This window comes from Citrobacter sp. RHBSTW-00029 (assembly GCF_014104295.1).
Lineage (GTDB): Bacteria > Pseudomonadota > Gammaproteobacteria > Enterobacterales > Enterobacteriaceae > Citrobacter > Citrobacter youngae.
The window spans coordinates 4,389,935-4,415,770 of record NZ_JABXRT010000001.1 but is presented as its reverse complement, the minus strand read 5'-3'; the positions used below and the strand labels follow the sequence as shown (position 1 = coordinate 4,415,770).

Below are 25,836 nucleotides of genomic sequence, written 5' to 3'. Positions count from 1 at the left end.
ATAATGCCGCCTGCTCTCACCGATTTAGTGAATAAATCCAGAACGTAACTTTTATTTAACCAAAAACCAGTTTTATCAACTAAGTTTTAAATTGTGTGAAGCATTTCATGGAAGTGAAATCTCAAGCCTAAAAATTATCCCCTTTTTGCTCCATTTTTGACCTATCTCAAAGTTTGTTACAGATTGAAATGTCTCTTTTGCTGTGCGTAATATGGCCTTTCGTTCGACCCAAAATAAGAAAATATTATGCAAGCAACCGCCACAACACTCGATAACGAACAGGAACACGCCCCGGTCAATTCGCGCAATAAAGTCGTCGTCGCTTCGCTCATCGGCACTGCCATTGAGTTCTTCGACTTCTATATTTACGCGACCGCGGCGGTGATCGTGTTCCCCCACATCTTCTTCCCGCAGGGTGACCCCACGGCGGCCACACTACAGTCGCTGGCTACCTTTGCTATCGCCTTCGTGGCCCGCCCGATCGGCTCCGCCGTATTCGGCCATTTCGGCGATCGTGTTGGACGTAAAGTCACGCTGGTTGCTTCACTGCTCACCATGGGGATTTCAACGGTTGTGATTGGCCTGCTGCCGGGCTATGAAACCATCGGCATTTTCGCCCCCTTGCTGCTGGCGCTGGCGCGTTTTGGTCAGGGTTTAGGTCTGGGCGGTGAATGGGGCGGCGCGGCGTTGCTGGCAACGGAAAACGCACCACCGCGTAAACGCGCGCTGTACGGTTCATTCCCGCAGTTGGGTGCGCCTATCGGTTTCTTCTTCGCTAACGGCACGTTCCTGTTGCTCTCCTGGCTGTTGACCGACGAACAGTTTATGAGCTGGGGCTGGCGCGTGCCGTTTATCTTCTCTGCCGTACTGGTCATTATCGGTCTCTACGTCCGTGTTTCTCTCCACGAATCGCCGGTATTTGCCAAAGTCGCCGCAGCGAAAAAACAGGTGAAAATCCCACTGGGTACTCTGCTGACAAAACATGTTCGTGTGACGATCCTTGGCACATTCATCATGCTGGCGACCTATACACTGTTTTATATCATGACCGTCTATTCGATGACGTTCAGCACTGCCGCAGCCCCCGTAGGGCTTGGCCTGCCGCGTAATGAAGTGTTGTGGATGCTGATGATGGCGGTTATTGGCTTTGGCGTTATGGTACCAGTGGCTGGCCTGCTGGCCGATGCGTTTGGTCGTCGCAAGAGCATGCTCATCATCACCACGCTTATCATTCTGTTTGCGCTGTTTGCCTTTAAACCGCTGCTCGGTTCTGGCAATCCGGTGTTGGTGTTCGCTTTCCTGTTGCTTGGCCTGAGCCTGATGGGTCTGACATTCGGCCCGATGGGGGCACTGCTGCCGGAGTTGTTCCCGACTGAAGTGCGCTATACGGGAGCGTCGTTCTCATACAACGTCTCGTCAATTCTCGGTGCCTCTGTTGCCCCTTATATTGCCGCATGGCTGCAGGGGAACTACGGTCTGGCGGCGGTCGGTACGTATCTGGCATCGATGGCGGCTTTAACGCTGATTGCGCTGCTGTTAACCCATGAGACACGGCATCAATCGCTGTAATTTGATTGCCTGATGGCGCTATGCTTATCAGGCCTACAGACTGCAATCCCCCGTAAGCCGGATAAGGTGTTTACACCGCATCCGGCGCGCTCATCACTTCTTCATCTGCGACAGGATCGTCCGGCACTGATTCGTTTCGTTTTCAGACGGAGAAATTAGCGCCAGCAGCGCCGCCGCTGGCGTAACCAGCGTTGCCAGCGCGGCAGCCACCGCACCGCGTGCAATCAGCGGCCCGGCCTTCACGCCAGCCTGTGGATTTTTAAAGGTCCCACGGACATACAGCGGCGAACGCAGGGTAATAATACGAATGCCTTTGCTCTCCGGGTCGATGGTTAAATCCAGTTGCTCAGATGCAAAGCTTGCAGTCCCGGTCACGTTGATCACCGCGTTTTCTGTGTCGAACGCGAAAATTTGTGGGCGCGCGATGCCATTGACGATATCCAGATTTGCCGCTGCGCAGTTCACCCGTACTTCGTCATCACCGAATATTTGTCCGACGATATAGTTACCCAGATTCAGCCCAACGATCTCCATCAGATTGCGACTGACCAATCCATCATTCATCAATAGCTTCAGGTTACCGTTGCTGTTACCCAGCAGCGCAGCCACTGAATTTCCGCTACCGCTCAACCTGGCGTCACCGTTCATCTCACCGAGCGTTTTCTGCATCAACTCCACGTCCGGCATCAGTGCTTTTAGCTTCAGGCGGCGAGCCTGAATATCCGCCTGCCCCCGCATCGGCTTTTTATCCCCTTCCAGATGAATGCTGGAAACAATACTGCCCCCTGCGAGGCCAAATTTCAGTGGCTGCAGGCGCAAGTCAGCATTTTTCAGGAGGATATGGGTGGAGAGATCGCTGATGGGCAGGCTACTGCCGTGTTCGATACGCCGTCCTTTGAAACGCACATCAGCATCCATTACGTTCCATTTGTCGGTTTCAAAACGGTCATACGGCAAGACTTTGCCTGCGGGTTGCGCACTGTTCTCACCTTTGCGCTGTTCAGATTGTTTTGCCCGTTCTGCCCCTTTGCCTGAATCCACACCGATCAGCGGCCCCAAATCAGCCAGCCTCAGCTGGCGTGATTCCACATCGCCCTTCAGCATGGGTCGCGGCTTGCCGGTGGTGTAGGCCAGCGTCCCGTGAATATCGCTATCGCCAATGCGACCATTAAAATGGCGGTATTCAAAAAGAGAGGACTTTTCCGGATCGATTTTCGCCACCAGACGCCCGTCCGTTTCAAACGGTGGTGTATCCGGTAACAGCACACCGGTCAAATCGTATAAATCCCCAAGTGAATCCCCAGAGAATTTAAGCCGTAGATCGACACCGCCCATATTCATCGGGTCATTTATCGTGCCGCTAAATACCACGCGCGTGTTGCCCGAGCGAAAGTCAGCCTGTATCGGAAAAGGGGTACCTTCGCCTCGTAACGCCAACATCCCGCCAATTTTTCCCGTTCCGGTTAGCGGCTCACCGTTGTAGCGGCCCTGGGCTTTCAGACCAAAAATGTAATCCTCAACGCTGGCGCCCCCTTCTTTGCTGTTGGTGCCTGTCACTTCGCTAAACGGTAGCGGCTTGCCTAGTGGATCGACCAGGATCTCAAGCTCCGACTTCGTCACCTTATCATTAACAGCGATACGCCCTTGATCGAACAGAATGTTATCCAGCCTGAAAGACCACGCGGGTGGCGGCGCATTGGGGTCGCGTTTTTCATCCCCGGCGAAGTTAAAGGTCCAGTTGTTGTTTTTCTCCGACAACCGAATGAGCCGCGCATCGGGTTTCACCATCTTGACCCACGGGAGCCAGACGGTTTTTGTCAGCAGTGCCAGTGGGGCGAGCGTAGCTTCAACACGCGGGAGATGCACCATGGTAACGTCGGGAATATCTGGCGGGTTGCCGAGGATGATATCTTCAGCATGAACATGCGGCCACGGAACCCAACTGCGCCAGCCGGTTTCCTGCTTCTGGCGTTCCCAGACGACGCCCAGATCACCGCGTATGGCGAATGGACGGTTGAGTTCAGTAGAGACTTTCTGGTTGATGGTCGGTTTGAGCCGGTTCCAGTCAAATGTCGCAATCACAATGATGAGCACGACGATCAGCAACAAGAAAAACCCTACTACGGATGCGGCTATTTTGCTTGTTTTCGTCACGTTTTCCTCCTGACTTCCTCCCTTGCCTGTCCTAAAGATAGTCCAGCAGGGCGAAAAGGAGGCACGCTACATCCGCATCAAAGCGACAGAATCACCTCTTCCAGGGTACTCAGTGGCACCGGACGAGAGAGGAAATAGCCCTGAGCAGCAAAAGCCGGTGAGTTTTGCACATCGCGCCACTCTTCCAGGGTTTCAACACCTTCGACAATCACGCCACGGCAATAGCGGTTCATAAGCTGGAGCAGCAAAGTGAAGAGGTTACGGCCTTCCGGCGTCTGACGCAGCATGACAAACAGATCCCGCGCCACTTTGATGTAGTCGTAACTCACTTCGCTAAGGGCCGAGAAATTGGCCATCCCGGTACCAAAATCATCCAGCCAGAGCGGGCCGAACTCGCACATCGAGGCAAACGACGATCCCTTCGGTAAGCGGATATGCTCAACCAACTCAAAGCGTAACCAGGGCAGGCATTCAATGATTTTCAGGATCTCGGGGTCCTGGCGCATCGCAATGAGCGTCGGGCCATCGACATTGACGGAGGCCAGCAGATCGTGGGCTCTGAAAAAATCACTTTTCAGTTCAAGTTGTTCAAGCTGCTCTTTCACTACCTCAACGCGATGCCGAACAGCAACTTCAGCAAAATAACGGTCTGGCGCAATGCGTTGAGCAGGGTTATCAGGATGGCTCACGACGGTTAGCAGCTCTACGGCCATCAGCCGACCATTGGTCTGGTAAATGGGCTGATAAGTGTAAGCACGCTCGCACTGCAGCCAATAGCGTCGCTCCTGCAAGCATTCGATACTCGCATCTGGCGTAATTAGCTGCTGGGTGACCTGCTTTATCATCTGAGGTGTCCTGTAAATAAGAGTGTGACTGACCGGACTCGTCAAAGGTTATCGGCGCTCAGGCGCAGAACTTTACGTTCAGCAGTACGCAAAATAAAAACAGCGGTAAAAACGACACAGAACACGTTCTGGCTCAAAAAAATAATGGAACGTTGTTTTAATATAGTTGACCACTTAACACCCACAGCGCACACTAACGCTAATTTTTTTCAGAGCAGGTTACGACTATGTCCAGGAAGATTGCCGTGATTGGCGAATGCATGATTGAGCTGTCACAGAAAGGCGCCGACGTTCAGCGCGGATTCGGTGGCGACACGTTGAATACATCCGTTTATATTGCCCGTCAGGTCGATTCTGCGGCCCTTTCCGTACATTACGTCACGGCGCTGGGCACTGACAATTTCAGCCAGCAAATGCTGGAATCCTGGCAGGGAGAAAACGTCGATACGTCATTAACCCAGCGTATGGAAAACCGTCTGCCGGGTCTCTATTACATTGAGACTGACAGTACTGGCGAGCGCACCTTCTATTACTGGCGTAATGAAGCGGCGGCAAAATTCTGGCTGGAGAGCGAACAATCCGGCGCCATTTGCAAAACGCTGGCGACATTCGACTACCTGTACCTGAGCGGAATCAGCCTGGCGATTTTAAGCCCGGCCAGCCGTGACAAACTGCTGTCGCTGCTGCGCGAGTGTCGCGCCAACGGCGGCAAGGTTATTTTTGACAACAACTACCGCCCGCGTCTGTGGAGCAGCAAAGAAGAAACTCAGCAGGTGTATCAGCAGATGCTGGAGTGCACCAATATTGCGTTCCTGACGCTGGACGATGAAGACGCGCTGTGGGGTGAAAAACCCGTAGAGGACGTAATTGCCCGGACTCACGCAGCTGGCGTACAGGAAGTGGTTGTGAAGCGCGGCGCAGACTCTTGCCTGGTGTCCATCGAGGGTGAAGGACTTATCGATGTACCGGCTGTAAAATTACCGAAAGAAAAAGTGATCGATACCACGGCGGCAGGAGACTCCTTCAGTGCCGGGTATCTGGCAGTGCGTTTAACCGGTGGCGATGCCGCTGAAGCCGCTAAACGCGGGCACCTGACGGCAAGCACCGTTATTCAGCATCGCGGGGCGATTATCCCACGCGACGCCATGCCGCAGTAACGTCGATTATCCGGTCTGCATACCGTAGGCCGGACAAGCAAAGCGCCCCCGGCATCTCCAATGCCGGATAGCGGCGTAACCGCCTTATCCGGCCTACAAGTTACTGTACTGGCGGGATATCCGTCACTTCAGGATGTGATTCATCCGTTTCAGCCGACGTTGCCGCTGCGGTAACCGGCGCCATTATGCTATCCCATGTCGCCTGCAGATCCTTCATGTTGAACTCAGGTTCCCCTTTCGGCTGAAGAAGAATGAGAGCCATATCCTGCGATAGCTGCTGACGCAAATCCTGATTCAGCATCTCAACGGTCAGGCCATTAAGGAAGTTCTGCCGTAAACGCTGATACTGTTCTGGCGCGATATCCACCACCTGGTTTTGCAACGAGCGCAAACGCTGGCTGATCAAAATATCGGTATCGGTGCGGCCGTAGGTGGCAAACAGTTTCTGCAATTCCAGATTTTTTTGCGCTACCAGCGCATTGAACTCTTCTTCCGGCAGGCCCTTGTCCCGCACTTTCGCCAGTTCACGAGCCACCGTGCCCAGGTTCGCATTCAGCTTATCGTTCGGCGATTCAACGTTAATAGCGCACTGTGCACGCAGGAACAGCACCCGACAGTCAAAGCCGAGGCCGATGTCTTTCGCGTTGTTCCTGGATAACGTCTGCTGAATATGCCAGAACAGCGCTTCACGGGCTAAATCGGCACGCCAGTAGCGTAACAACGCGGCGGATTCACGAATAGGTTGCCACGGCGCGTCCCACATGATGGAAAGACGATCCTGGCGTACCGCATCGGTCATAATGCTTACCGCTTCCGCACGCAGTGGAGAGAGCGTAGGCACCGGAGCCGGCGTTTCACGTTTTCCGTTTAACTCACCGAAGGTTTTATTGATTTGCTCAGCCACGCTGCGCGCATCAACGTTACCGACGATAATCAGCGTCATCGCATCCGGGGTATACCATTTCTGGTAGAACGACTGAATTTTTGCTGCATCAATCGGCTTTTTCAGCGGATCGGCAGGATCGTGCCCTAACAGCGTGGAGCCTTTCAGACGATAGCGCCACCATCCCTCTTTGGTATCTGACGGCCAGGTTGCCACCATATCTTCGCTGCTCAGCGCATGGTTAACCGTTTCAGGGGTAATGGTCAGCTTGCCGGAAATATTCGCCAGGTAAGAAAGTGACTCTTTCAGCAGGTCATTCCGGCTATTGGGCAAGCTAAGGTTATACAGCGTGGAATCATAGGAAACGATAACGGGCGGCATGGGGCGTTTAGGATCAAACCCCTGCTGCCACAATGAACGGGCTTGCGTGGCATCAAGGCCACCGCTTTGCGTCAGCGCGATACGTGGGATCGCATGGCTGAAACCACTCTGTTGCGTACTTTCGGTGAGTGAACCGGTATTAACCAGCAGGCGGACCTCAATACGGTCGCTGGGGCGCTGGGGAGTGGCTAACACTTGCCACTGGAGACCATTTGCCAGCGTGCCCTGTTGCCACGCCGGGTCAGGCTGGAGCGCATCTGCCTGCACATAGCCGGCAGTGGCCATCATCAGCAAGCCGCCCGCTAAAAGTCGAATTTTTGTGCCCTGCATGTGAACCCCTGATCAACTATCCTGGAAATAAAAAGACAGCCCTGAGAAGGACCCTCTGAATATGACGTTAAAAACACTTCGTGTTAGACCGCAAGAACATAAAAATGTCACGGAAGAAGTGAAAAAATCCCGAAACCGTCGAACAGACAGTTTCAGGCACAGGGGGTAATTATGCGCAAACGCCCGCAGTCCTGGAAGGGACTACGGGCATAAGTGGAGAGATTAAGAGGATAAATCGTGCGTTTTGCCATCCGGCGCACGATTATTCAGCACATCATCAAGCTTTTTGTGGTCCAGTTCTTTCACCCACTTAGCCACAACGACCGTTGCCACCCCGTTACCGACCAGGTTAGTCAGCGCACGCGCTTCAGACATAAAGCGGTCAATACCCAGGATGAGCGCCAGACCCGCTACCGGCAGATGCCCTACTGCGGAAATTGTCGCTGCCAGCACGATAAAGCCACTTCCGGTCACGCCCGCTGCGCCTTTCGAGGAGAGCAGCAGCACCACCAACAGGGTTATCTGATGGAAGATATCCATATGACTATTGGTGGCCTGCGCGATAAACACCGCCGCCATAGTCAGATATATCGATGTCCCATCAAGGTTAAACGAGTAGCCCGTGGGTATAACCAACCCGACAACCGACTTCCGGCAGCCCAGTTTTTCCATCTTATCAAGCATACGCGGCAGCGCTGACTCGGAAGAAGAGGTCCCCAGAACGATCAGCAGTTCTTCACGGATATAGCGGATAAACTTAAAGATGCTGAAGCCGGTTGCGCGGGCAATGGAGCCCAGAACCACGACCACAAACAGGATACAGGTAATGTAGAAGCAGATAATCAACTGACCCAGTTGCACCAGCGTTCCAACGCCATACTTACCGATGGTAAAGGCCATGGCACCGAAAGCACCGATCGGCGCAAGGCGCATGATCATGTTGATAATGCCGAAAATAACCTGCGAGAAACTTTCAATTACGTTGAAAATCATCTGGCCTTTGCTGCCCAGACGATGCAGAGCAAAACCAAACATCACCGCGAACAACAATACCTGCAGGATGTTGCCGCTGGCGAACGCGCCGATGACGCTACCCGGGATAATATCCATCAGGAAGCCCACGATCCCCTGGTCTTTTGCCTGCTCGGCGTAAATCGCCACCGCTTTGGCATCCAGCGTTGCCGGATCGACGTTCATCCCGGCGCCGGGTTGCACCACGTTGACAATGATAAGACCAATGATCAGCGCAATCGTACTAACCACTTCAAAATAAAGCAGTGCAACCGCACCTGTGCGGCCTACTGCTTTCATACTTTCCATACCTGCAATGCCGGTAACGACAGTACAGAAGATAACAGGTGCGATGACCATCTTAATGAGCTTAACGAACGCGTCGCCAAGCGGTTTCATTTGGGCGCCTAATTCAGGGTAGTAATGGCCAAGGAGGATACCAATGGCAATTGCTGTCAGGACCTGAAAGTAAAGGCTTTTGAAGATAGAGGTTTTCATAGGGTGTCCTTAAAGTAAAAACCACAGGTCTTGTAAGGTTTTGTTTAACCTGCGGCCTTAAAGTAACACCCACACAACATGACAGAAATGCACCTGGATCATAATTGATACAAATTTGTTAAAAATTTTGAACTGGCTCGCACAAGCGCTACCTTTTTTAACTTTTGTAATCAGCTGATTCCTTCGCTAAATAGCGTTCTTCGAAGATATCTGCCGGAACCGGACGGGCAAACAGGAATCCTTGCGCGACATCCACCCCTGCCTGTGATAACCAGTCGCGTTGCGCTTCGGTTTCAACGCCTTCCGCAATCATTTGCAAATTGAGACTGTGAGCCAGCTGAATAATGGCAGAAATCATACTGCTATCTTCTGGCAGGCCTTCAACAAACATCTTATCGATTTTGAGCACATCAACTGGCAGTGACTTCATGTGCTGCAACTGTCGCAGACCCGCATAGCCCATACCAAAGTCATCCAACGCAATGCGTACCCCCGCATTGCGCAGCGGGCGCAGGATAGCGACAGCGGCGTTTGGATCATCTATATGCCGGCTTTCGGTAACTTCCAGAATCAAGGTACCGGGCTTAATGCGATATCGGTTTAACAACTCCAGCAGATCCGACACCATACTGGGGTGCATGAGCTGTAGCGCAGACAGATTCACCGACAGCGGTAACATCAGACCACGTTCCTGCCAGGCCGCAAGCTGGCGACAAGACTCCTCCAGCACCCAATATCCAACCGTCACCATCAGACCGCAGGATTCAATCCTGTCGATTAACCCTTCCGGTAATTCCCAGCTTCCGTCTGCCTGCTGCATCCGCAATAAAGCTTCAGCACTCAACATCTTGCCGCTGGCGATCTCTACCTGCGGCTGCATCCACAGCGCAAATTGCTGGTGATCAAGCGCGGTCAGAATGTCGTTCTCTTCGGTCAAACGCTGCTGTGCTTCTTCCATTTGCTGCGGATCAAAGAATTGGATCTGATTTTTACCCTTGCGACGCGAGGTTAGCACTGCCGATAGCGCACGACTGTATAGCTGTTCCGCCGTCAAATCGCCGTAGTACATCGCCACCCCAATGTTGCAGCTCGGGCGAAGCTGAATACCCTGAATGGGCAACCGTTCATTCATGATAGTAAGTACTTGCTGACCTAATGTGATTGCATGCCAGGGTTCCTTCACACCGTGCGCGATAATCGCGAAGTCATAGCCGCTCACCTGAGTAAGCACCATTCTGGGCGCCAGCACCGATCTCAGTTTCTCAACCAGCGTCAACAGCAGGATTTCCCGCTGGGTCTCGGTCAATACACCGGCGGTATCACGCAGGGTTTCGCAGGTGACAATCATCAGCGCAGTTGTTTGCGGGCCAGTAACAATCTGCTCAAGTAGCCCCATTAAGAACGTCTTATTTGGCAGTTCAGAGACCGGAAAGCGCATCGAATTGTCGTTCTGCTCTTCACTGTGGCGCAGGACCAGTTGCTGATTCAGGTTGTAGCTACGCACCAGCATCCCAATCTCATCATCCTGATGCATAGGCGGTAATGCCAGTTGATAGCCGATCAGCTCCTGGTGCGGAATATCGTTCAGTTCGCGAGCAATTTTGCGTAACGGGTGCACAATCAGGCGGTTAATACACCAGGAGATGGCTACCGACAGGATTAACGACAAAAGTAAGTAAATGGTCACTAACGTTGAAAGCGTGCTCGTCACGAATTTGTACATGCGGTATGAATCCGCCTGTAACACCAGATACGCCAGCGGCTGTGGGTTGGCAGAGCGCTCAAGAGAATAGACCGGGAGCGAAATCTGCACCGGCAGTTCAAACAGTCGGGTCACCGTAACCGGAACGGGGCGTTCAGGGATAAAGCTCATCCGCAATGCCTGAAACTGGTTGGGCAGTACCACATCCGCGCGACTGACCACGCCAGCGGGCTGGATACGGCTTAAAATCATTTCTGCTTCGGGGATATCCCCCTTCAGGATGGCAGCCGACAGAGGTTCACGGACGGAGCGAGCGATGCTTTCCAGTTGCGTAGCCGTGTTATAGCGGTTCTGCTGGACCAAATGGAACAACAAAACGGTGCAAAAAATAAAAACAAACACCATGACAACGGCCGCAACCATCGCCATCTGCTTTATTGTTAACGAGCGACTGACACGCAAACTGACTCTCCACGGATAGACAAAAACAGCCGTCAGAGTATACCCGATCGTAGCGGTATTAAGAGAGGCGGTATCTGAAAACTTCCCAGCGTGCATTATCGCGACAGGATAGGCACCTGGCGACGAGATTTATCTGCATTTAAGCCGAAAAAGGCCGCAAGGTTAACCCCTGCGGCCTGGTTCGGGCGCATGTTGCCATTACGGCAGGCAGACACCCGCAAAGTGCATTACTTCCTGTTACGCAGCCAGTTCACAATCAGGCTGGCAATAATGCCAGCGATAATTGGAGCCGCTAAATCGTGCCAGAAAGCCACACCTAACTGTGTGAGCGTCATATAGCCGCCTGTGTTGCAATGGCAACTGTTCGCGGCTATTCTTAACTTGTCTGGAGTCAAGTTAGCCCCCGTTTAGTTGCCTGGTTTATACCGAACAACGTGCGGGGGTTTTCTCTTTCCAGCAACCGATGCCGCCGGGGATCAAGCCCCCGCAACATTGCGCCTCACCGGGAACTCCCGGCTTGCCGCTGATTCTACGGTAGCCCACTCGCCATATCACTGCGCAATATTGCGCTCTGCGTAGCGCTTCGCATTTCACCGGTTTTCTCGCCAGTACGCTGGAAAGATTCTTGCCAGTTGGCAACATTCCTGCCGACAATTAATGTCAGAATATAAATAACCAATTGATATCTATTGGTTTATTTTCTGGCACAGCGATTGCTATTTGACTGTGAGCTGTTCTGTTCCGAATCAAAGGAGATATCATGTCTGACTGTCGTACTTACGGATTCAATACCCAGATCGTTCACGCGGGGCAACAACCCGACCCTTCAACTGGCGCGCTCAGTACGCCTATCTTCCAGACTTCAACGTTTGTTTTTGACAGCGCCGAACAAGGTGCCGCCCGCTTTGCGCTCGAAGAGTCCGGGTACATTTACACCCGTTTAGGCAACCCTACCACCGATGCGCTGGAGAAAAAGCTGGCGGTGCTGGAAAGAGGTGAAGCCGCGCTGGCAACGGCATCCGGCATTTCCGCGATCACCACAACGCTGCTGACGCTGTGCCAGCAGGGCGACCATATCGTTTCCGCCAGCGCGATTTATGGTTGTACTCACGCATTTCTGTCGCACAGCATGCCGAAGTTCGGCATTAACGTGAGTTTTGTCGACGCCGCGAAACCGGAAGAAATCCGCGCCGCCATGCGCCCGGAAACCAAAGTTGTGTATATCGAAACGCCCGCTAACCCGACGCTGTCGCTGGTCGACATTGAAACGGTAGCCGGTATCGCCCATCAGCAAGGCGCATTGCTGGTCGTGGATAACACCTTTATGTCGCCGTACTGTCAGCAGCCTCTGCAATTGGGCGCAGACATCGTGGTGCATAGCGTCACTAAATATATCAACGGTCACGGAGACGTGATTGGCGGCATCATTGTCGGGAAACAGGAATTTATCGACCAGGCGCGGTTTGTCGGTTTGAAGGATATTACCGGTGGCTGTATGAGCCCTTTCAACGCCTGGCTGACGCTGCGCGGCGTTAAAACATTGGGCATTCGTATGGAACGTCACTGTGAAAACGCGCTAAAAATCGCCCGCTTCCTCGAAGGGCATCCGTCCATTACCCACGTTTATTACCCTGGCCTGGCTTCGCACCCACAGTATGAACTGGGCCAACGGCAGATGAGCCTGCCAGGGGGAATTATCAGCTTTGAAATTGCCGGCGGCCTCGATGCTGGCAGACGGATGATCAATTCTGTAGAATTGTGCCTCCTCGCGGTCAGTCTCGGTGATACCGAAACCCTCATTCAGCACCCAGCGTCTATGACACATTCGCCCGTTGCGCCAGAGGAACGGCTTAAAGCAGGTATTACCGACGGGCTTATCCGTCTTTCTGTGGGTCTTGAAGATCCAGAAGATATTATTAACGACCTTGAACACGCCATCAGAAAGGCAACATTCTGACCATTACGGCCTGAACCGACGACGCTCGGTTCAGGTCGTTGAGCATCAAGGCACAACAGTCTGGCTATACGCGCGCTCCTTTTTGGGGAGAACGGGTATTTTGGGCAGGGGGTTCTATGCAGGACAACACAATACAATTAAGCAACAATACAGCAACCGCCGTACCATTCTCAAAGAAAATACCGTTTACAAAATACGATTTTGGCTGGGTATTACTCTGCATCGGCATGGCAATTGGTGCGGGTACAGTTCTGATGCCGGTACAAATTGGCTTAACCGGCATTTGGGTTTTTATTGTCGCCTTTATTATCGCTTACCCGGCAACGTACATTGTGCAGGACATTTATTTAAAAACATTATCCGAAAGTGAAACCTGCAATGACTACACCGATATTATAAGTCATTACCTTGGGAAAAACTGGGGTGTATTCCTCGGTGTGATTTACTTTTTGATGATTATTCATGGAATATTCATCTATTCATTATCGGTGGTTTTTGACAGCGCCTCGTATATCAAAACTTTTGGGCTAACCGATACCGACCTTTCGCAGTCAATCATCTACAAAGTGGCCATTTTTGCCGTACTGGTAGCCATTGCTTCCGGGGGAGAAAAGCTACTGTTCAAAATCTCCGGTCCGATGGTGGTGGTAAAAGTCGGCATTATCATCATCTTCGGCTTTGCGATGGTTCCGCACTGGAACTTCAGCAATATCAGCGCCTTTCCTGAAGCATCGGTGTTCTTTCGCGATGTGCTGCTGACTATCCCATTCTGCTTCTTCTCGGCGGTGTTTATTCAGGTGCTGAACCCCATGAACATTGCCTACCGCAAACGGGTGGCGGACCGGGTACTGGCCACACGTATGGCTATACGCACGCATCGGATCAGTTACATTACGCTGATTGCGGTCATCCTGTTTTTCTCCTTCTCTTTTACCTTTTCGATTAGCCACGAAGAGGCCGTTTCAGCCTTCGAACAAAATATTTCCGCACTGGCGCTGGCGGCACAGGTCATTCCGGGACAGATTATCCATATCACCTCAACGGTATTAAATATCTTCGCCGTATTAACCGCGTTTTTTGGTATTTATTTGGGATTCCACGAGGCGATCAAAGGAATTATTCTTAACGTACTGAGCCGCGTTATTGACGTGGAAAAAATTAATCCTCTGGTGCTTACGCTGGGTATTTGTACCTTTATTGTTATCACCCTGGTGATTTGGGTATCCTTCCGCGTATCGGTGTTGGTTTTCTTCCAGCTGGGTAGCCCACTGTACGGAATTGTGTCGTGTATTATTCCGTTTTTCCTGATCTATAAAGTCACACAGCTGGAAAAACTACGCGGGCTGAAAACCTGGCTAATCCTGCTGTACGGGATCCTGCTGTGCCTGTCGCCATTACTGAAGCTGATTGAATAACCCGCGTAAACTGCGCCGTCAGCTCTTGGCGGCGCTTAGCTCACACTCTCCAGTTGATAGCTGCGAATTTTATTCAGTACCGTGGTATGTGACACCCCCAGCGCTTTGGCGATATGCCGTGACGACACATTCTCCTCCACCATCTGTTCAATTAACTGACGCTCGGCGCACTGGACCTGCTCTTTAAAAGGACGTTCTGTCGGGCCTTGCTTAACGGCGGGAAAATTCACTATTCCTAATTCTTCCCGCGTTATGACATCGGACTCCGCCATTAGCATCAGGCGAATAATGGTATTTTCCAGTTCGCGCACATTTCCCGGCCAACTGTGATGATGCAGGGCATCAAAGCAAGCTTTATCCAGAATGATCCGCCGCTGGAACTCCTTCGCGTATTTCTGCACAAAGTGGCGAATCAACAGACTGATATCCTGTGGGCGTTCCCGCAAGGGTGGAATAGTCAGGGAAAGTACATTGATGCGGTAATAGAGATCGGCGCGCAGCAGGCGTTGCTCCACCATCTCTTCCAGATTGGCGTTGGTTGCCACAATAATGCGTACATTAACCGGAATAATTTGCGCCCCGCCAACGCGACGGATCCCGCCATCCTGCAGGACGCGCAATAATTTAGCCTGTAAGCCCAGCGACATTTCACCAAATTCATCGAGAAAAAGGGTGCCTTTCTCGGCCATTTCAAACAACCCTTTTTTACCTTTACAGTCTGCGCCGCTAAAAGCCCCTTTCTCATAGCCAAAGAATTCACTCTCCATCAACGACTCAGGTAGCGCAGAGCAGTTAACCGGAATAAACGGATAAAAACGCCGCTGACCGGAATTATGGATAGCCCGGGCCAGCAATTCTTTGCCAGTGCCCGTATCACCACGGATCAGAACGGTATATTTGCTGTCAGCAATTTTTATCGCCTTTTCGATAAGCGAGTGCATGCTCTGGCTGCTGCAAATAATGTCAGAGAAATAGCGCGGGCGTTCCGGCTCAGACATCGACAACTCGCTTATCTCTTCACACAGGTAAGCGACGTTAATAATATCGGCGCGTCGGCTTAAACAGGATTGCACGCAGGAAATATCCTGTAACTGGCGACACCAGGATTTAATCAGGATCCGTCCAGGTGTGACTTTCATGGAGATGATATTGATATCACAACAGGAAAATTCCTTCAGGACATCCTCAACCATCGACAGACGATCAATTGTTTTAATATCCCAGCGTATCGTGACCACATTTGCTCCTGGTAGTTAGCAACTGCGAAGTAGATATTTCTGTGCCGTCCAAAAATCTGACTATATTCTAGACACTATGGAATAATGTTCTGCCAATGGACTCACATTGTGGGAGTAAAAACGAATTATAAAAAAAACGGAGCACAAGGCTCCGGTTATCGGGTCATAACCCACGTTTATTGCTGTGGGTTTTCGTCCTGGTCAACGGCGAAACAGGCTACCAGTTGACCACCATAGTCTTTTAACTGTGGCTGAAGCTGAGTACACGGACCAAAGCGACGACGGCAACGGGCGTTGAACGCACAGCCCGGTGGCGGATTCAGCGGGCTTGGCAGCTCACCGGTCAGCTTGATACGCTCGCGGCGATCGTCCGGGTTCAGGCGCGGCGTTGCGGAAAGCAGCGCCTGAGTGTACGGATGACGTGGATTATTGAAGATCTGATCCTTGGTTCCTTTTTCCACGCAGCGGCCCAAATACATCACCATCACTTCATCAGCAATGTGCTCTACCACCGACAGGTCGTGCGAGATAAAGACGTAGGACAGCCCCAGTTCCTGCTGCAAGTCCATCATCAGGTTCAGCACCTGCGCACGTACGGAAACGTCCAGCGCCGAGACCGGTTCGTCGGCAATCACCACATCCGGGTCAAGCATCAAACCGCGGGCAATGGCGATACGCTGACGCTGACCGCCGGAGAACATATGCGGATAGCGGTCGTAGTGCTCGGTTTTCAGTCCCACTTTCGCCATCATCGCCAGCGCTTTTTCACGACGCTCCTCTTTGCTGAGCGTCGAGTTGATCAGCAACGGCTCTTCCAGAATCTGCCCAACTTTCTTACGTGGGTTCAGGGAACCGTAGGGGTTCTGGAATACTATCTGGATTTTCTGCCGACGCAGCTTCTGCGCATGCGGGTCGTGCTTGAGTAAATCCTGTCCCTGGTAATACAGCTCACCGCCGGTCGGGATTTCAATCATCGTCAGCAGACGGCCAAGGGTGGATTTCCCACAGCCCGACTCACCGACCACCGCCAGCGTTTTACCGCGCTCCAGAGTAAAGGAAACACCATCCAGCGCTTTCACCAGGCGTTCCGGGGCGAACATGCCCTTTTTCACCGGGTAGTGTTTTTTCAGGTCAATGGCCTGCAACAGCGGCTGTTGCGCGGCGGCCTTTTGCGTACTCATAGCCCAGGCCTCCCGGCATCATCAAGTGGGTAGTGGCATTTCGACTGACGACCGCCTTCCAGCAGGTTCAGTTCAGGTTCTTCAGCGCGGCATTTGTCAGTCGCATAGGGGCAGCGCGGGTTCAACAGACAACCGTTCGGGCGGTCATATTTCCCTGGCACCACGCCCGGCAACGAGGCCAGACGCGCTTTGTCCTGAGCAAACTCCGGCAACGCTCGCAGCAGCGCCTGGGTATACGGATGGCGCGGCGCGCGGAAAATATCCTGTGCGGCCCCGGTTTCCACGACCTGCCCGGCGTACATCACGATGATTTTGTGCGCGGCTTCGGCCACCAGCGCCAGATCGTGGGTAATCAAGACCAGCGCCATGTTCTCTTTTTGCTGCAATTCCAGCAGTAGCTCGATGATCTGCGCCTGAATGGTCACATCCAGCGCCGTTGTCGGTTCATCGGCAATCAGCAGCTTCGGACGACAGGCAATCGCCATCGCGATCATCACGCGCTGGCTCATCCCACCGGACAACTGGTGCGGATAGACATCCAGGCGCGAGGCCGGATCGGGGATCCCCACCAGCGTCAGCAGGTCAATTGCCCGCTGAATACGCGTTTTTTTATTGCCGCCCTGGTGCACCTTGATGGCTTCCATAATCTGGTAGCCGACGGTGTAGCAGGGGTTAAGGCTGGTCATCGGGTCCTGGAAGATCATTGCCACTTCCGCACCCACCAGTTGGCGACGCTCTTTCTCAGAGATGCGCTTCAGGTCGCGACCATTAAACTCCAGATTTTCAGCCATAACGCGGCCTGGGTAGTCAATCAACCCCATAATCGCCAGCGAGCTGACGGACTTACCAGAACCAGATTCCCCAACAATGCCAACCACTTCCCCCTGGTTCACACTGTAGCTAATGCGGTCCACGGCGCGGAATTCGGAACCTACGTCGCCGAAGTGCACCGATAATTTATCTACATTTAATAACGCCATCTCGAACCTCTTACTGCTTCAGTTTGGGATCGAGCGCGTCACGCAGACCGTCACCCATCAGGTTAAATGCCAGCACCGTCAACAGGATCGCCAGCCCCGGGAAGGTCACAACCCACCAGGCGCTTTGGGCAAACTGCAGAACGTCAGAGAGCATGGTGCCCCATTCCGGCGTAGGCGGCTGTGCGCCCATCCCCAGAAAGCCGAGGGCAGCCATATCGAGAATGGCGTTAGAGAAGCCAAGCGACGCCTGAACAATCAGCGGCGCAAGACAGTTAGGCAGAATATTGACGAACATTTGGCGCATCGCACCGGCTCCCGCCACGCGCGAAGCGGTGACGTAGTCGCGATTAACTTCCACCAGCACGGCGGCACGCGTCAGACGGACATAGTGAGGCAATGCCACGAACGTCAGCGCCAGAGCGGCGTTGCCTATCGAGGGACCAAATACCGCCACCAGCACCAGCGCCAGTAACAGGCTCGGCAATGCCAACATGATATCGACCACACGCATGATGACGTTATCGACAATTCCGCCAAAGTAGCCGGCGATCAGCCCGAGAACCACGCCCATCAGCAGGGAAAGCACCACCACCAGACAGCCAACCAACAGCGACAGACGCGCCCCGTACATCAGGCGGGACAGCACATCGCGGCCCACATCATCAGTACCAAACAAATGCGCCATGGTACCGCCTTCCTGCCACGCAGGAGGAGCTAGTAGCGTATCGCGGAACTGGTCTGCCGGGTTGTAGGGTGCAAGGACGTTGGCAAAGACCGCAATCAGGATCATCACCACAACGTACACCAGCCCAACAACCGCACCTTTGTTGCGTTTAAAATAGTGCCAGAACTCCTGCAGCGGCGTCATCGGCACCGGTGCGGCAATAACTTTATTTTCAGTAACCTGTGACATGATGGCCCCTTACTTCTTATGCCGAATACGCGGGTTCACCACGCCGTACAGCAGGTCTACCAGCAGGTTGACGAGGATAATCATCGTCGCGACCAGTAATACCCCACCCTGCACTACCGGATAATCACGGCGTTGCAGCGCATCGATCAGCCAGCGTCCCAGCCCCGGCCACGAGAAGATAGTCTCGGTCAGGATTGCCCCAGCCAGCAACGTACCAACCTGCAGGCCGATAACGGTTACAACGGGCAGCATGGCGTTGCGCAGAGCATGAATGATGATGACGCGCATGCGGGTCAAACCTTTAGCGCGCGCGGTACGAATGTAATCCTCGCCCAGCACTTCCAGCATCGACGAACGGGTCATACGCACAATAACCGCCAGAGGAATGGTACCCAGCACCATCGCAGGCAAGACCATATGCGCCAGCGCATCGATAAAGTTGCCCTCTTCACCCCAGATGGCGGTGTCGATCAACATAAAACCGGTCAGGGGATTGGAATCATCAAGGAACACCATGTCGCTCACCCGACCGGAAACCGGCGTCAGGTTCCACTGTACGGACACCAGCATGATCAGCATCATGCCCCACCAGAAGATCGGCATGGAGTAACCGGTCAGCGCCAGGCCAACGGCGGTATGATCGAAAATGGAGCCGCGCTTAACGGCAGCAAGAACACCCACCGGGATACCTACTGCGACGGCGAAAATCATCGCGCAGACGCCGAGTTCCAGCGTCGCTTTGAAGCGAGGCACGAACTCTTCCCACACCGGTAAGCGGCTTTTCAGCGAGATACCTAAATCACCATGCATAACCCCCCAGATATAGTGGAGGTACTGCTGCCACATCGGCTTATCCAGACCGAGTTCAGCCAACAGTTGAGCATGACGCTCAGGGGAGATCCCACGTTCACCCGCCATGATCATAACCGGATCGCCGGGGATCATATGGACGAAGGCAAAGGTGAGAAGAGTGATACCGATAAACGTGGGGATGACGAGTCCCAAACGTCGGAGAATGAACTGCAACATAACCCGGATTCTCTCTAATGACGCACGGCCTGGAACCGTGAGTCTGTATTGCTCACAAATCTTATCCCACGCAAACTGCATCGTGGGTAAAGCATTACGCCGGAGGGCGCTGCGCTTATCCGGCCTACACAATACCGGGGCGCAGCGCTTCCTTAATTGCTTTTAATTATTCGACAGAGACGTTTTCGAAGTGGTGTTTGCCTAATGGATCAACCACATAGCCTTTCACTTCTTTACGCACTGGTTCGTACACGGTGGAGTGAGCAACAATCAGAGCCGGAGCCTGATCGTGCATAACAACCTGAGCTTGCTTGTACAGTTCAATACGTTTGTTGTGATCGTCGGTCGCACGCGCCGGTTGGATCAGGTCTTCAAACGGTTTGTAGCACCAGCGAGAGTAGTTGGAGCCGTCTTTCGCTGCCGCACAGCTGAACAGGGTGGCGAAGAAGTTGTCCGGATCCCCGTTGTCACCGGTCCAACCCATCATCACCGCCTGATGTTCACCCGCTTTGGCGCGTTTCAGATACTCGCCCCACTCGTAGGTCACAATCTTGGCCTGAACGCCAATTTTCGCCCAGTCAGCCTGAACCATTTCCGCCATACGACGGGCGTTCGGGTTATATGGACGCTGTACCGGCATAGCCCACAGCTCAACGGTAAAGCCTTTGTCCTGACCGGCTTCCTTCAGCAGTGCTTTGGCTTTCTCAGGATCGTAGGTGTAATCTTTAATGTCGTCGTTATAGCCCCACATGGTCGGTGGGATCAGGTTTTTCGCGGCAACGCCAGCACCCTGATAAACCGCTTTAATGATCGCGTCTTTGTTTACCGCGTAGGTCAGCGCCTGACGGACTTTCACGTCATCAAACGGTTTCTTCTCGGTGTTGAAAGAGAGGTAGCCAACGTTCAGACCGGCCTGCTCCATCAGGTTGATATTTTTATCCTGCTTCATGCGCGCGATGTCTGCCGGGTTCGGGTACGGCATCACCTGGCACTCGTTCTTCTGCAACTTGGCATAACGCACGGAAGCGTCAGGCGTAATGGAGAAGACCAGACGGTCGATCTGCGGCTTAGTGCCCCAGTAACCTTCGAATGCTTTATACAGAATACGGGAGTCTTTCTGGTACTGCTGAAGCTGGAACGGACCGGTACCGATTGGGTTCAGATCCACTTTCTCCGGGGAACCGGCTTTCAGCATGTTGTCCGCATATTCTTTGGAAAGAATAGAAGCGAAGTCCATCGCCAGGTCAGCCAGGAACGGTGCTTCCGGGCGAGTCAGCACGAACTGAACGGTTTTATCATCCACCTTTTTCACTTCGGAGATCAGATCCGGCAGACCCATCCCTTCGAAGTATTCATAGCTGCCGCCAGAAACTTTGTGGTACGGGTTCTGGGCATTTTTCTGACGATCGAAAGAGAACACCACGTCATCGGCGTTGAAATCGCGCGTCGGTTTGAAATCTTTGTTGTCCTGCCACTTCACGCCAGGGCGAAGGTGGAAGGTATAGGTTTTACCGTCTTCGCTGATTTCCCACTTCTCAGCAAGTCCCGGGATCACTTCAGTTGTGCCGGTTTTGAACTCGACCAGGCGGTTATAGATCGGCACGGAGCTGGCATCATAGGTGGTACCAGAGGTGAAAAGCTGCGGGTTAAAGCCTTCAGGAGATCCTTCTGAACAATAAACCAGAGTTTTAGCCTGTACGCTTGCTGCGACGGTCATAGCCACCAGGCTCAGACCAAGCTTCAGCATCCCTGACTTCTTCAAGGAAATACTCATTCTTCTGCTCCAAATGTGATGTTTGTTGTTTTACCCTTTGCAGTGGGTTTGCACCGCCTGGCCTTTTTTGTTTTTTACCCGGCCGGGTCGGCGTTAAGAGGATGGGGATTCCGTTCACATAAGCGACTGAGTTGCAGCGCGGATTCTCCATGAAATGCCCCTCATGCCCTACAATCTGTCAACAGAATGTGAAAACGTCAATACAGGTAACCGCGATTTACACCAACGGTGAGAATTGGCAAACAAAGATTAAAAAAAGTGCAGGCGGGTATTTTCAGCAGGGAAATTTGTGCTACGCGCACTATGCCAGAATAAATATCTTCATATTCAGAAACATTTGGTGATTAACATTTATGCAAATTATGAAAATTTTCTCAACACATGCTGCATATCTGAGCGATTAATACCATGAACGTTAAAACGCACAGCGGAAAATGCTGGGTTCAGCCATAAGTAACGCAAAAAAAGATTCAAGCAAATATAAAAAAAGGCAATGGAATATGTCACAGAATCGTTAACAGTCAGTGGGAAGTGGTGCACAATTTTTGCAGATAAAATGAAGGTCAAAGGTGGGGTTGGAATAACACCATACACGCCGGGATGAAACTGAGCCTGTAGGCCGGATAAGGCGTCTGCGCCGCCATCCGGCAATGCCAAAATGCTGCAATGTTTTGCCTGATGGCGCTGCGCTTATCAGGCCTACAAAGCAAAAAAAACCTGCTCGCTGAGCAGGGTTTTGAATTTGGTCGGTGATAGAGGATTACTCGCCACTGCGTGGCTCACCCTGCGGGCCGTTGCTGACGCAACGTTCTCTCGCTACGCTCGAGTCGAACCTCTTACCCCCGGAGGTTCTCATCCTCGTGGATTCCGGAAAGCAAAAAGCCCGTTCAAAGAGCGGGCTTTTCTAATTTGGTCGGTGATAGAGGATTACTCGCCACTGCGTGGCTCGCCCTGCGGGCCGTTGCTGACGCAACGTTCTCTCGCTACGCTCGAGTCGAACCTCTTACCCCCGGAGGTTCTCATCCTCGTGGATTCCGGAAAGCAAAAAGCCCGCTCAAAGAGCGGGCTTTTCTAATTTGGTCGGTGATAGAGGATTCGAACCTCCGACCCCTTCGTCCCGAACGAAGTGCGCTACCAGGCTGCGCCAATCACCGAATGCGGGGCGCATCTTACTGCTCAGCTGCGCGCCCGTCAATCCCTTAGTATCAAAATGCCATTCGATCGGCGAGAAAGTCAGCAGCCCATTACTGGGTTACAATCTTCTTGTCGTCCGGGACATGACACCAGTTGTTATTCTCATTTATACCACCGTTTGGCGAGGTATATCCAAGACAACCGAGAATGGTGTCGTACAGTTCAACATGGCGACGCGGAATCTTCATATCAGCCTCCTGCTTAAGGTGGGCGAAGGCTTTCGCATGATCGGGGTCTTCCAGATACTTATCAGACATCCACACCATCATAGGAACGCGGAACTGCTCTGGCGGTGCCATTTTACGTGGCGTACCGTGCAGATGCTCACGCTCGTTGATCGACTCACCGTGATCGGCAGCATAGAACACAATCGCTTTCTTATCGCGCAGCTGGTCAAACACTTTGGTGATAAAGTGGTCAACATAGGTTACCGAGTTATCAAATGAGTTAATCATCTGCGCTTTCGAACAACCGCTATCAACATTGACACACTCCGGCTTCCACTGGGCGTACTCACGGGTATAGCGCTGCGTGTAGTTAAAGTGCGAGCCTTTGGTATGCAGGATAATCAGGTGTTTACCATTATCGTCCGGTTTGATTGATTGCTGCATCTCAGAGATCAGCAGCATATCGTCAACCGTTTTGCCACGGTTACGCGGCTCAGCGCCAATCTGCTCACGATAGGCGATGTTCTCCGCCATCGTGTTGCTGTAAAACCACATCTCACTTTGCATCGCGTAGAGATCGGTATTAAAACCTAGCTGGCTGAGTACGGAAAAGACGTTTTGTTCTTTCAGCGTACGCTGCGGGTTATCGCTCGCCCCACCTTCACGAACAAACATACAGCGTAGCGAAAGTTTGGTTGCCGTATCACACGAATATCCGCGGAACGCGGCCAGGTTTTTTTCCTGAGCCAGCCTTGGCGTAGTATTTCTCTCGTAGCCAAAAATGCCCATATGATCCCAGCGGGTCGTTTCGCCGATAATAAACACGACGTAGGTATCATCAATATTCTTGGGGGCGACGTAGGTAAATTTCTTCGCCGGATTCATCAACGAATTGTTATCTGAAGATTCATCCACCTGCGCCCAGGCATACAGACCCAGCGCGGACAGCCAGTTTGAAGGCAAATATGAATTTGCCACTACGCCACCGTAGCTGGGCAAATCAATACCCGTTTCCCGTTCAACTGATTTTTGCTGTATTCCAAGTAAACGAATCGGCGCCCACACCATCAAGCCAGCCAGCAGAACAACGGCCACACTACGCCATCTCATACCTGGCGTACGTATTTGTTTTAGCAGGGTATAGCGGCAACGGTTACTCCAGATAAGCAGCAGCGGCAAAATGCTGACCGACACCAGCCACACGATAAAATGCCAGCCCACAACTTCCTTTGATAAATCAATATCGGTTGTCATGACCGAGGCAATAATGCCGTAGCCAATGACCACATTCAGGAAGGTCATGTAATAGCTGGCACCAGCGGAACACAGCACCACCAAGGTAGCCAGTACACGCCAGGCCCGCCGACCAAACAGAGACAGAAGACGAAGTAAAAAGAAGGTAACCAGCACGGTGCCGGCCAATTCAACAACCGCAGAGATTCCTTTCAACGCGGTAAATTCCTGCACATAGCTGCCGAAGCGGCGATAAAAAACTGCGCAGTTCATAAACAGACCGATATAGATCGCAAGCAAGAAGCTAAGCTTTTGCTGCGTCATCGATTTAATGTATCTCATGCAAAAAAACCCTGGGAATCGGGATAAAAACACCCTGTGAAGTGGTCAATCGACCAAACAGGGGAAAATGCGACAACAGCAGAGATGAAATGTCTACGGGCGCGGCTAAGTAGACCACAGGAGGGGAGAAAAGTGCTTATGGTGAATGCAAACGGCGCATATATTTTTGTAAATATATGCGCCGGGTATTAATCAGACCGCTAATAGATTCAGGCGTGAGCCTCAGTAAATACGCTACGTTGCGGCTGGCGAATGGTGGTAGAAAGCGCCAGCGAGATGATTAACAGCGCAAAGATAACGCAGAAGGTGACATAGAACCCACCAAACAGTGAAGCGATAATCGAACCACAAATACTGCCGATACCAAAGCCAAGATAGATAACACCGTAGTTTTTCGCCAGGTTATTCAGGCCGAAGAACTCACTCACCAGTGACGGGAAGACCGTAATGGTGCCACCGAAGTTGAAGGCAACACAGGCAATGGCTGCGAAGAATGTCACTTCATTCAGCGGGGCAAAAAGCAGCGCCGCCATGCCCACCAGCGAAACAACCTGACCAATGGTGATAACGCGAATACGGGAAATTTTGTCGGACAGAATACCCAGAACCAGACGACCTGACAGGTTCGCGATAGAAATAACGGTTACCGCATTCGCCGCTGTTGCCACATCCATTTTTGCCAGGCTTTGGGCGATATCTTTCGCGACACCAATCACGTAAAGCCCGCTCATGCACGCCGTCAGGAACATCACTGCCAGCATCCAGTACTGTGGTTTACGCATGGATTGTGCCAGCGTGTAGTCATTCTCTACCACGCCATTTACGGCTTTAACTTCCTGGTTTGGCGCATCTTTCATCAGCGTGGAGCCAAAGACAATCATCACCAGTACGATCGCGCCCCAAATCATAAAGGTCTTTTCCAGACCCACAGTGCTCAGCAGTTGGCTGTCGATAAATTTAAAACCAAGGCTACCCAGGCCGTAAGAACCGATCGCAAAGGCGGAAATCAGCCCTTTACGCTCAGGGAACCATTTTACACAGTTGGACAGGGTTAACAGGTAGCCTGCGCCATCCGCCAGACCAACCAGTACACCGGCACTCAGCCACAGCATAATCAGGCTGTCAGAATGCGCGGTTAAGAAGAAGCCCACACCCAGTAAGATACCCGATGCCATGGTGACGCGTTTCACACCGAAACGTTCCTGAAGCTTCCCGGCGACGGAAGAAGAGATCGCCAGACCCAGACTCAGCAAACCAAAGGAAAATGCAACCTGACTCACCGGCGCATCAAGCTTAGAAGAGAGCGCACCGTTAAACAGGCTCCAGGTATAAACAGAACCTAATGCAAATTGGGTAATGATGGTGCCGATCAGTGTCAGCCACCGGGTACGCTGATAATCAGAAGTTTTCATGGCAGTCTT

The 25,836-nt window shown here is 52.4% G+C and carries 19 protein-coding genes, 1 tRNA gene and 2 other RNA genes; 4 read left to right on the top strand and 18 right to left on the bottom strand.

Annotation, left to right across the window (positions count from 1 at the left end; genetic code table 11):
• Nucleotides 1–246: 246 nt before the first annotated feature.
• On the top strand, nucleotides 247–1,569 hold the full coding sequence (locus HV041_RS21320; RefSeq protein WP_048213639.1) for an MFS transporter: 1,323 nt from the start codon (nucleotides 247–249) through the stop codon (nucleotides 1,567–1,569).
• Nucleotides 1,570–1,662: 93 nt separating this feature from the next.
• On the opposite strand, the gene HV041_RS21315 is transcribed toward HV041_RS21320, so the two are convergent.
• Both HV041_RS21315 and pdeH read right to left on the bottom strand, forming a co-directional pair.
• A complete protein-coding gene (locus HV041_RS21315; protein WP_121585182.1) occupies nucleotides 1,663–3,723 on the bottom strand; it encodes an AsmA family protein in 2,061 nt (686 codons plus the stop codon).
• Between the two features lie 77 nt (nucleotides 3,724–3,800).
• Nucleotides 3,801–4,568: a cyclic-guanylate-specific phosphodiesterase gene (pdeH, locus tag HV041_RS21310; RefSeq protein WP_005133851.1), complete on the bottom strand. Its 768-nt coding sequence runs from the start codon at nucleotides 4,566–4,568 to the stop codon at nucleotides 3,801–3,803.
• 227 nt (nucleotides 4,569–4,795) lie between these two features.
• Between pdeH and HV041_RS21305 the strand changes: the two genes are divergently transcribed.
• Nucleotides 4,796–5,725 carry a sugar kinase gene (locus HV041_RS21305; protein ID WP_121585183.1) on the top strand — a complete coding sequence of 310 codons (930 nt, stop codon included), beginning with the start codon at nucleotides 4,796–4,798 and terminating at the stop codon, nucleotides 5,723–5,725.
• 100 nt (nucleotides 5,726–5,825) lie between these two features.
• Here the strand turns inward: HV041_RS21305 and HV041_RS21300 are convergent, their stop codons facing one another.
• The 4 genes from HV041_RS21300 to HV041_RS21285 form a co-directional block, all read right to left on the bottom strand.
• Nucleotides 5,826–7,319: a pitrilysin family protein gene (locus HV041_RS21300; RefSeq protein ID WP_048213642.1), complete on the bottom strand. Its 1,494-nt coding sequence runs from the start codon at nucleotides 7,317–7,319 to the stop codon at nucleotides 5,826–5,828.
• Between the two features lie 222 nt (nucleotides 7,320–7,541).
• On the bottom strand, nucleotides 7,542–8,828 hold the full coding sequence (gene dctA / locus HV041_RS21295; protein WP_048213643.1) for a C4-dicarboxylate transporter DctC: 1,287 nt from the start codon (nucleotides 8,826–8,828) through the stop codon (nucleotides 7,542–7,544).
• A 157-nt stretch (nucleotides 8,829–8,985) separates the two neighbouring features.
• Entirely contained in the window at nucleotides 8,986–10,992 is a 2,007-nt protein-coding gene (gene hmsP, locus HV041_RS21290; protein WP_121585511.1) for a biofilm formation regulator HmsP, read from the bottom strand.
• Nucleotides 10,993–11,219: 227 nt separating this feature from the next.
• Nucleotides 11,220–11,327: a type I toxin-antitoxin system toxin Ldr family protein gene (locus HV041_RS21285; protein WP_048213645.1), complete on the bottom strand. Its 108-nt coding sequence runs from the start codon at nucleotides 11,325–11,327 to the stop codon at nucleotides 11,220–11,222.
• A 425-nt stretch (nucleotides 11,328–11,752) separates the two neighbouring features.
• On the opposite strand from HV041_RS21285, the gene megL reads away from it, so the two are divergent.
• Nucleotides 11,753–12,949 (top strand): methionine gamma-lyase, encoded by a 1,197-nt coding sequence (gene megL, locus HV041_RS21280; RefSeq protein ID WP_121585184.1) that lies wholly within the window; start codon nucleotides 11,753–11,755, stop codon nucleotides 12,947–12,949.
• A 116-nt stretch (nucleotides 12,950–13,065) separates the two neighbouring features.
• Nucleotides 13,066–14,364: an aromatic amino acid transport family protein gene (locus HV041_RS21275; protein WP_048213647.1), complete on the top strand. Its 1,299-nt coding sequence runs from the start codon at nucleotides 13,066–13,068 to the stop codon at nucleotides 14,362–14,364.
• Between the two features lie 35 nt (nucleotides 14,365–14,399).
• On the opposite strand, the gene HV041_RS21270 is transcribed toward HV041_RS21275, so the two are convergent.
• The 12 genes from HV041_RS21270 to HV041_RS21215 all read right to left on the bottom strand — a co-directional run bounded on the left by HV041_RS21270 (nucleotide 14,400) and on the right by HV041_RS21215 (nucleotide 25,827).
• On the bottom strand, nucleotides 14,400–15,602 hold the full coding sequence (locus HV041_RS21270; RefSeq protein WP_048213648.1) for a sigma 54-interacting transcriptional regulator: 1,203 nt from the start codon (nucleotides 15,600–15,602) through the stop codon (nucleotides 14,400–14,402).
• Between the two features lie 176 nt (nucleotides 15,603–15,778).
• On the bottom strand, nucleotides 15,779–16,783 hold the full coding sequence (dppF, locus tag HV041_RS21265) for a dipeptide ABC transporter ATP-binding subunit DppF (RefSeq protein WP_048213649.1): 1,005 nt from the start codon (nucleotides 16,781–16,783) through the stop codon (nucleotides 15,779–15,781).
• Complete coding sequence (gene dppD / locus HV041_RS21260; RefSeq protein ID WP_005133837.1) at nucleotides 16,780–17,763, bottom strand: dipeptide ABC transporter ATP-binding protein; 984 nt, start codon at nucleotides 17,761–17,763, stop codon at nucleotides 16,780–16,782. Before dppD ends, dppF begins: the two co-directional genes overlap by 4 nt.
• Nucleotides 17,764–17,773: 10 nt before the next feature.
• A complete protein-coding gene (gene dppC, locus HV041_RS21255; protein WP_003024315.1) occupies nucleotides 17,774–18,676 on the bottom strand; it encodes a dipeptide ABC transporter permease DppC in 903 nt (300 codons plus the stop codon).
• A gap of 9 nt (nucleotides 18,677–18,685) precedes the next feature.
• On the bottom strand, nucleotides 18,686–19,705 hold the full coding sequence (gene dppB / locus HV041_RS21250) for a dipeptide ABC transporter permease DppB (RefSeq protein WP_003837733.1): 1,020 nt from the start codon (nucleotides 19,703–19,705) through the stop codon (nucleotides 18,686–18,688).
• Between the two features lie 166 nt (nucleotides 19,706–19,871).
• Nucleotides 19,872–21,479, bottom strand: a complete 1,608-nt coding sequence (dppA, locus tag HV041_RS21245) for a dipeptide ABC transporter periplasmic-binding protein DppA (protein ID WP_048213650.1) — start codon at nucleotides 21,477–21,479, stop codon at nucleotides 19,872–19,874.
• Entirely contained in the window at nucleotides 21,394–21,630 is a 237-nt protein-coding gene (locus tag HV041_RS21240) for a hypothetical protein (RefSeq protein WP_162873164.1), read from the bottom strand. Before HV041_RS21240 ends, dppA begins: the two co-directional genes overlap by 86 nt.
• Nucleotides 21,631–22,222: 592 nt before the next feature.
• A non-coding RNA gene (locus tag HV041_RS21235) (RtT sRNA) lies at nucleotides 22,223–22,355 on the bottom strand.
• A gap of 34 nt (nucleotides 22,356–22,389) precedes the next feature.
• A non-coding RNA gene (locus HV041_RS21230) (RtT sRNA) lies at nucleotides 22,390–22,522 on the bottom strand.
• Nucleotides 22,523–22,556: 34 nt separating this feature from the next.
• Nucleotides 22,557–22,633: transfer RNA gene (locus HV041_RS21225), tRNA-Pro, on the bottom strand.
• Nucleotides 22,634–22,723: 90 nt separating this feature from the next.
• On the bottom strand, nucleotides 22,724–24,415 hold the full coding sequence (eptB, locus tag HV041_RS21220; RefSeq protein WP_048213652.1) for a kdo(2)-lipid A phosphoethanolamine 7''-transferase: 1,692 nt from the start codon (nucleotides 24,413–24,415) through the stop codon (nucleotides 22,724–22,726).
• Between the two features lie 209 nt (nucleotides 24,416–24,624).
• The gene (locus tag HV041_RS21215) at nucleotides 24,625–25,827 is read right to left on the bottom strand and encodes an MFS transporter (RefSeq protein ID WP_048213653.1); all 1,203 of its coding nucleotides are present in this window, start codon (nucleotides 25,825–25,827) and stop codon (nucleotides 24,625–24,627) included.
• Nucleotides 25,828–25,836 lie beyond the last annotated feature (9 nt).

Coding starts and splice junctions, on each gene's coding strand:
- dppF (WP_048213649.1), bottom strand. CDS start 16,783: ATGAGTACGCAAAAGGCCGCCGCGCAACAGCCGCTGTTGCAGGCCATT.
- HV041_RS21320 (WP_048213639.1), top strand. CDS start 247: ATGCAAGCAACCGCCACAACACTCGATAACGAACAGGAACACGCCCCG.
- eptB (WP_048213652.1), bottom strand. CDS start 24,415: ATGAGATACATTAAATCGATGACGCAGCAAAAGCTTAGCTTCTTGCTT.
- HV041_RS21285 (WP_048213645.1), bottom strand. CDS start 11,327: ATGACGCTCACACAGTTAGGTGTGGCTTTCTGGCACGATTTAGCGGCT.
- dppA (WP_048213650.1), bottom strand. CDS start 21,479: ATGAGTATTTCCTTGAAGAAGTCAGGGATGCTGAAGCTTGGTCTGAGC.
- HV041_RS21215 (WP_048213653.1), bottom strand. CDS start 25,827: ATGAAAACTTCTGATTATCAGCGTACCCGGTGGCTGACACTGATCGGC.
- HV041_RS21305 (WP_121585183.1), top strand. CDS start 4,796: ATGTCCAGGAAGATTGCCGTGATTGGCGAATGCATGATTGAGCTGTCA.
- HV041_RS21240 (WP_162873164.1), bottom strand. CDS start 21,630: ATGGAGAATCCGCGCTGCAACTCAGTCGCTTATGTGAACGGAATCCCC.
- pdeH (WP_005133851.1), bottom strand. CDS start 4,568: ATGATAAAGCAGGTCACCCAGCAGCTAATTACGCCAGATGCGAGTATC.
- HV041_RS21275 (WP_048213647.1), top strand. CDS start 13,066: ATGCAGGACAACACAATACAATTAAGCAACAATACAGCAACCGCCGTA.
- megL (WP_121585184.1), top strand. CDS start 11,753: ATGTCTGACTGTCGTACTTACGGATTCAATACCCAGATCGTTCACGCG.
- dctA (WP_048213643.1), bottom strand. CDS start 8,828: ATGAAAACCTCTATCTTCAAAAGCCTTTACTTTCAGGTCCTGACAGCA.
- dppB (WP_003837733.1), bottom strand. CDS start 19,705: ATGTTGCAGTTCATTCTCCGACGTTTGGGACTCGTCATCCCCACGTTT.
- dppC (WP_003024315.1), bottom strand. CDS start 18,676: ATGTCACAGGTTACTGAAAATAAAGTTATTGCCGCACCGGTGCCGATG.
- HV041_RS21300 (WP_048213642.1), bottom strand. CDS start 7,319: ATGCAGGGCACAAAAATTCGACTTTTAGCGGGCGGCTTGCTGATGATG.
- dppD (WP_005133837.1), bottom strand. CDS start 17,763: ATGGCGTTATTAAATGTAGATAAATTATCGGTGCACTTCGGCGACGTA.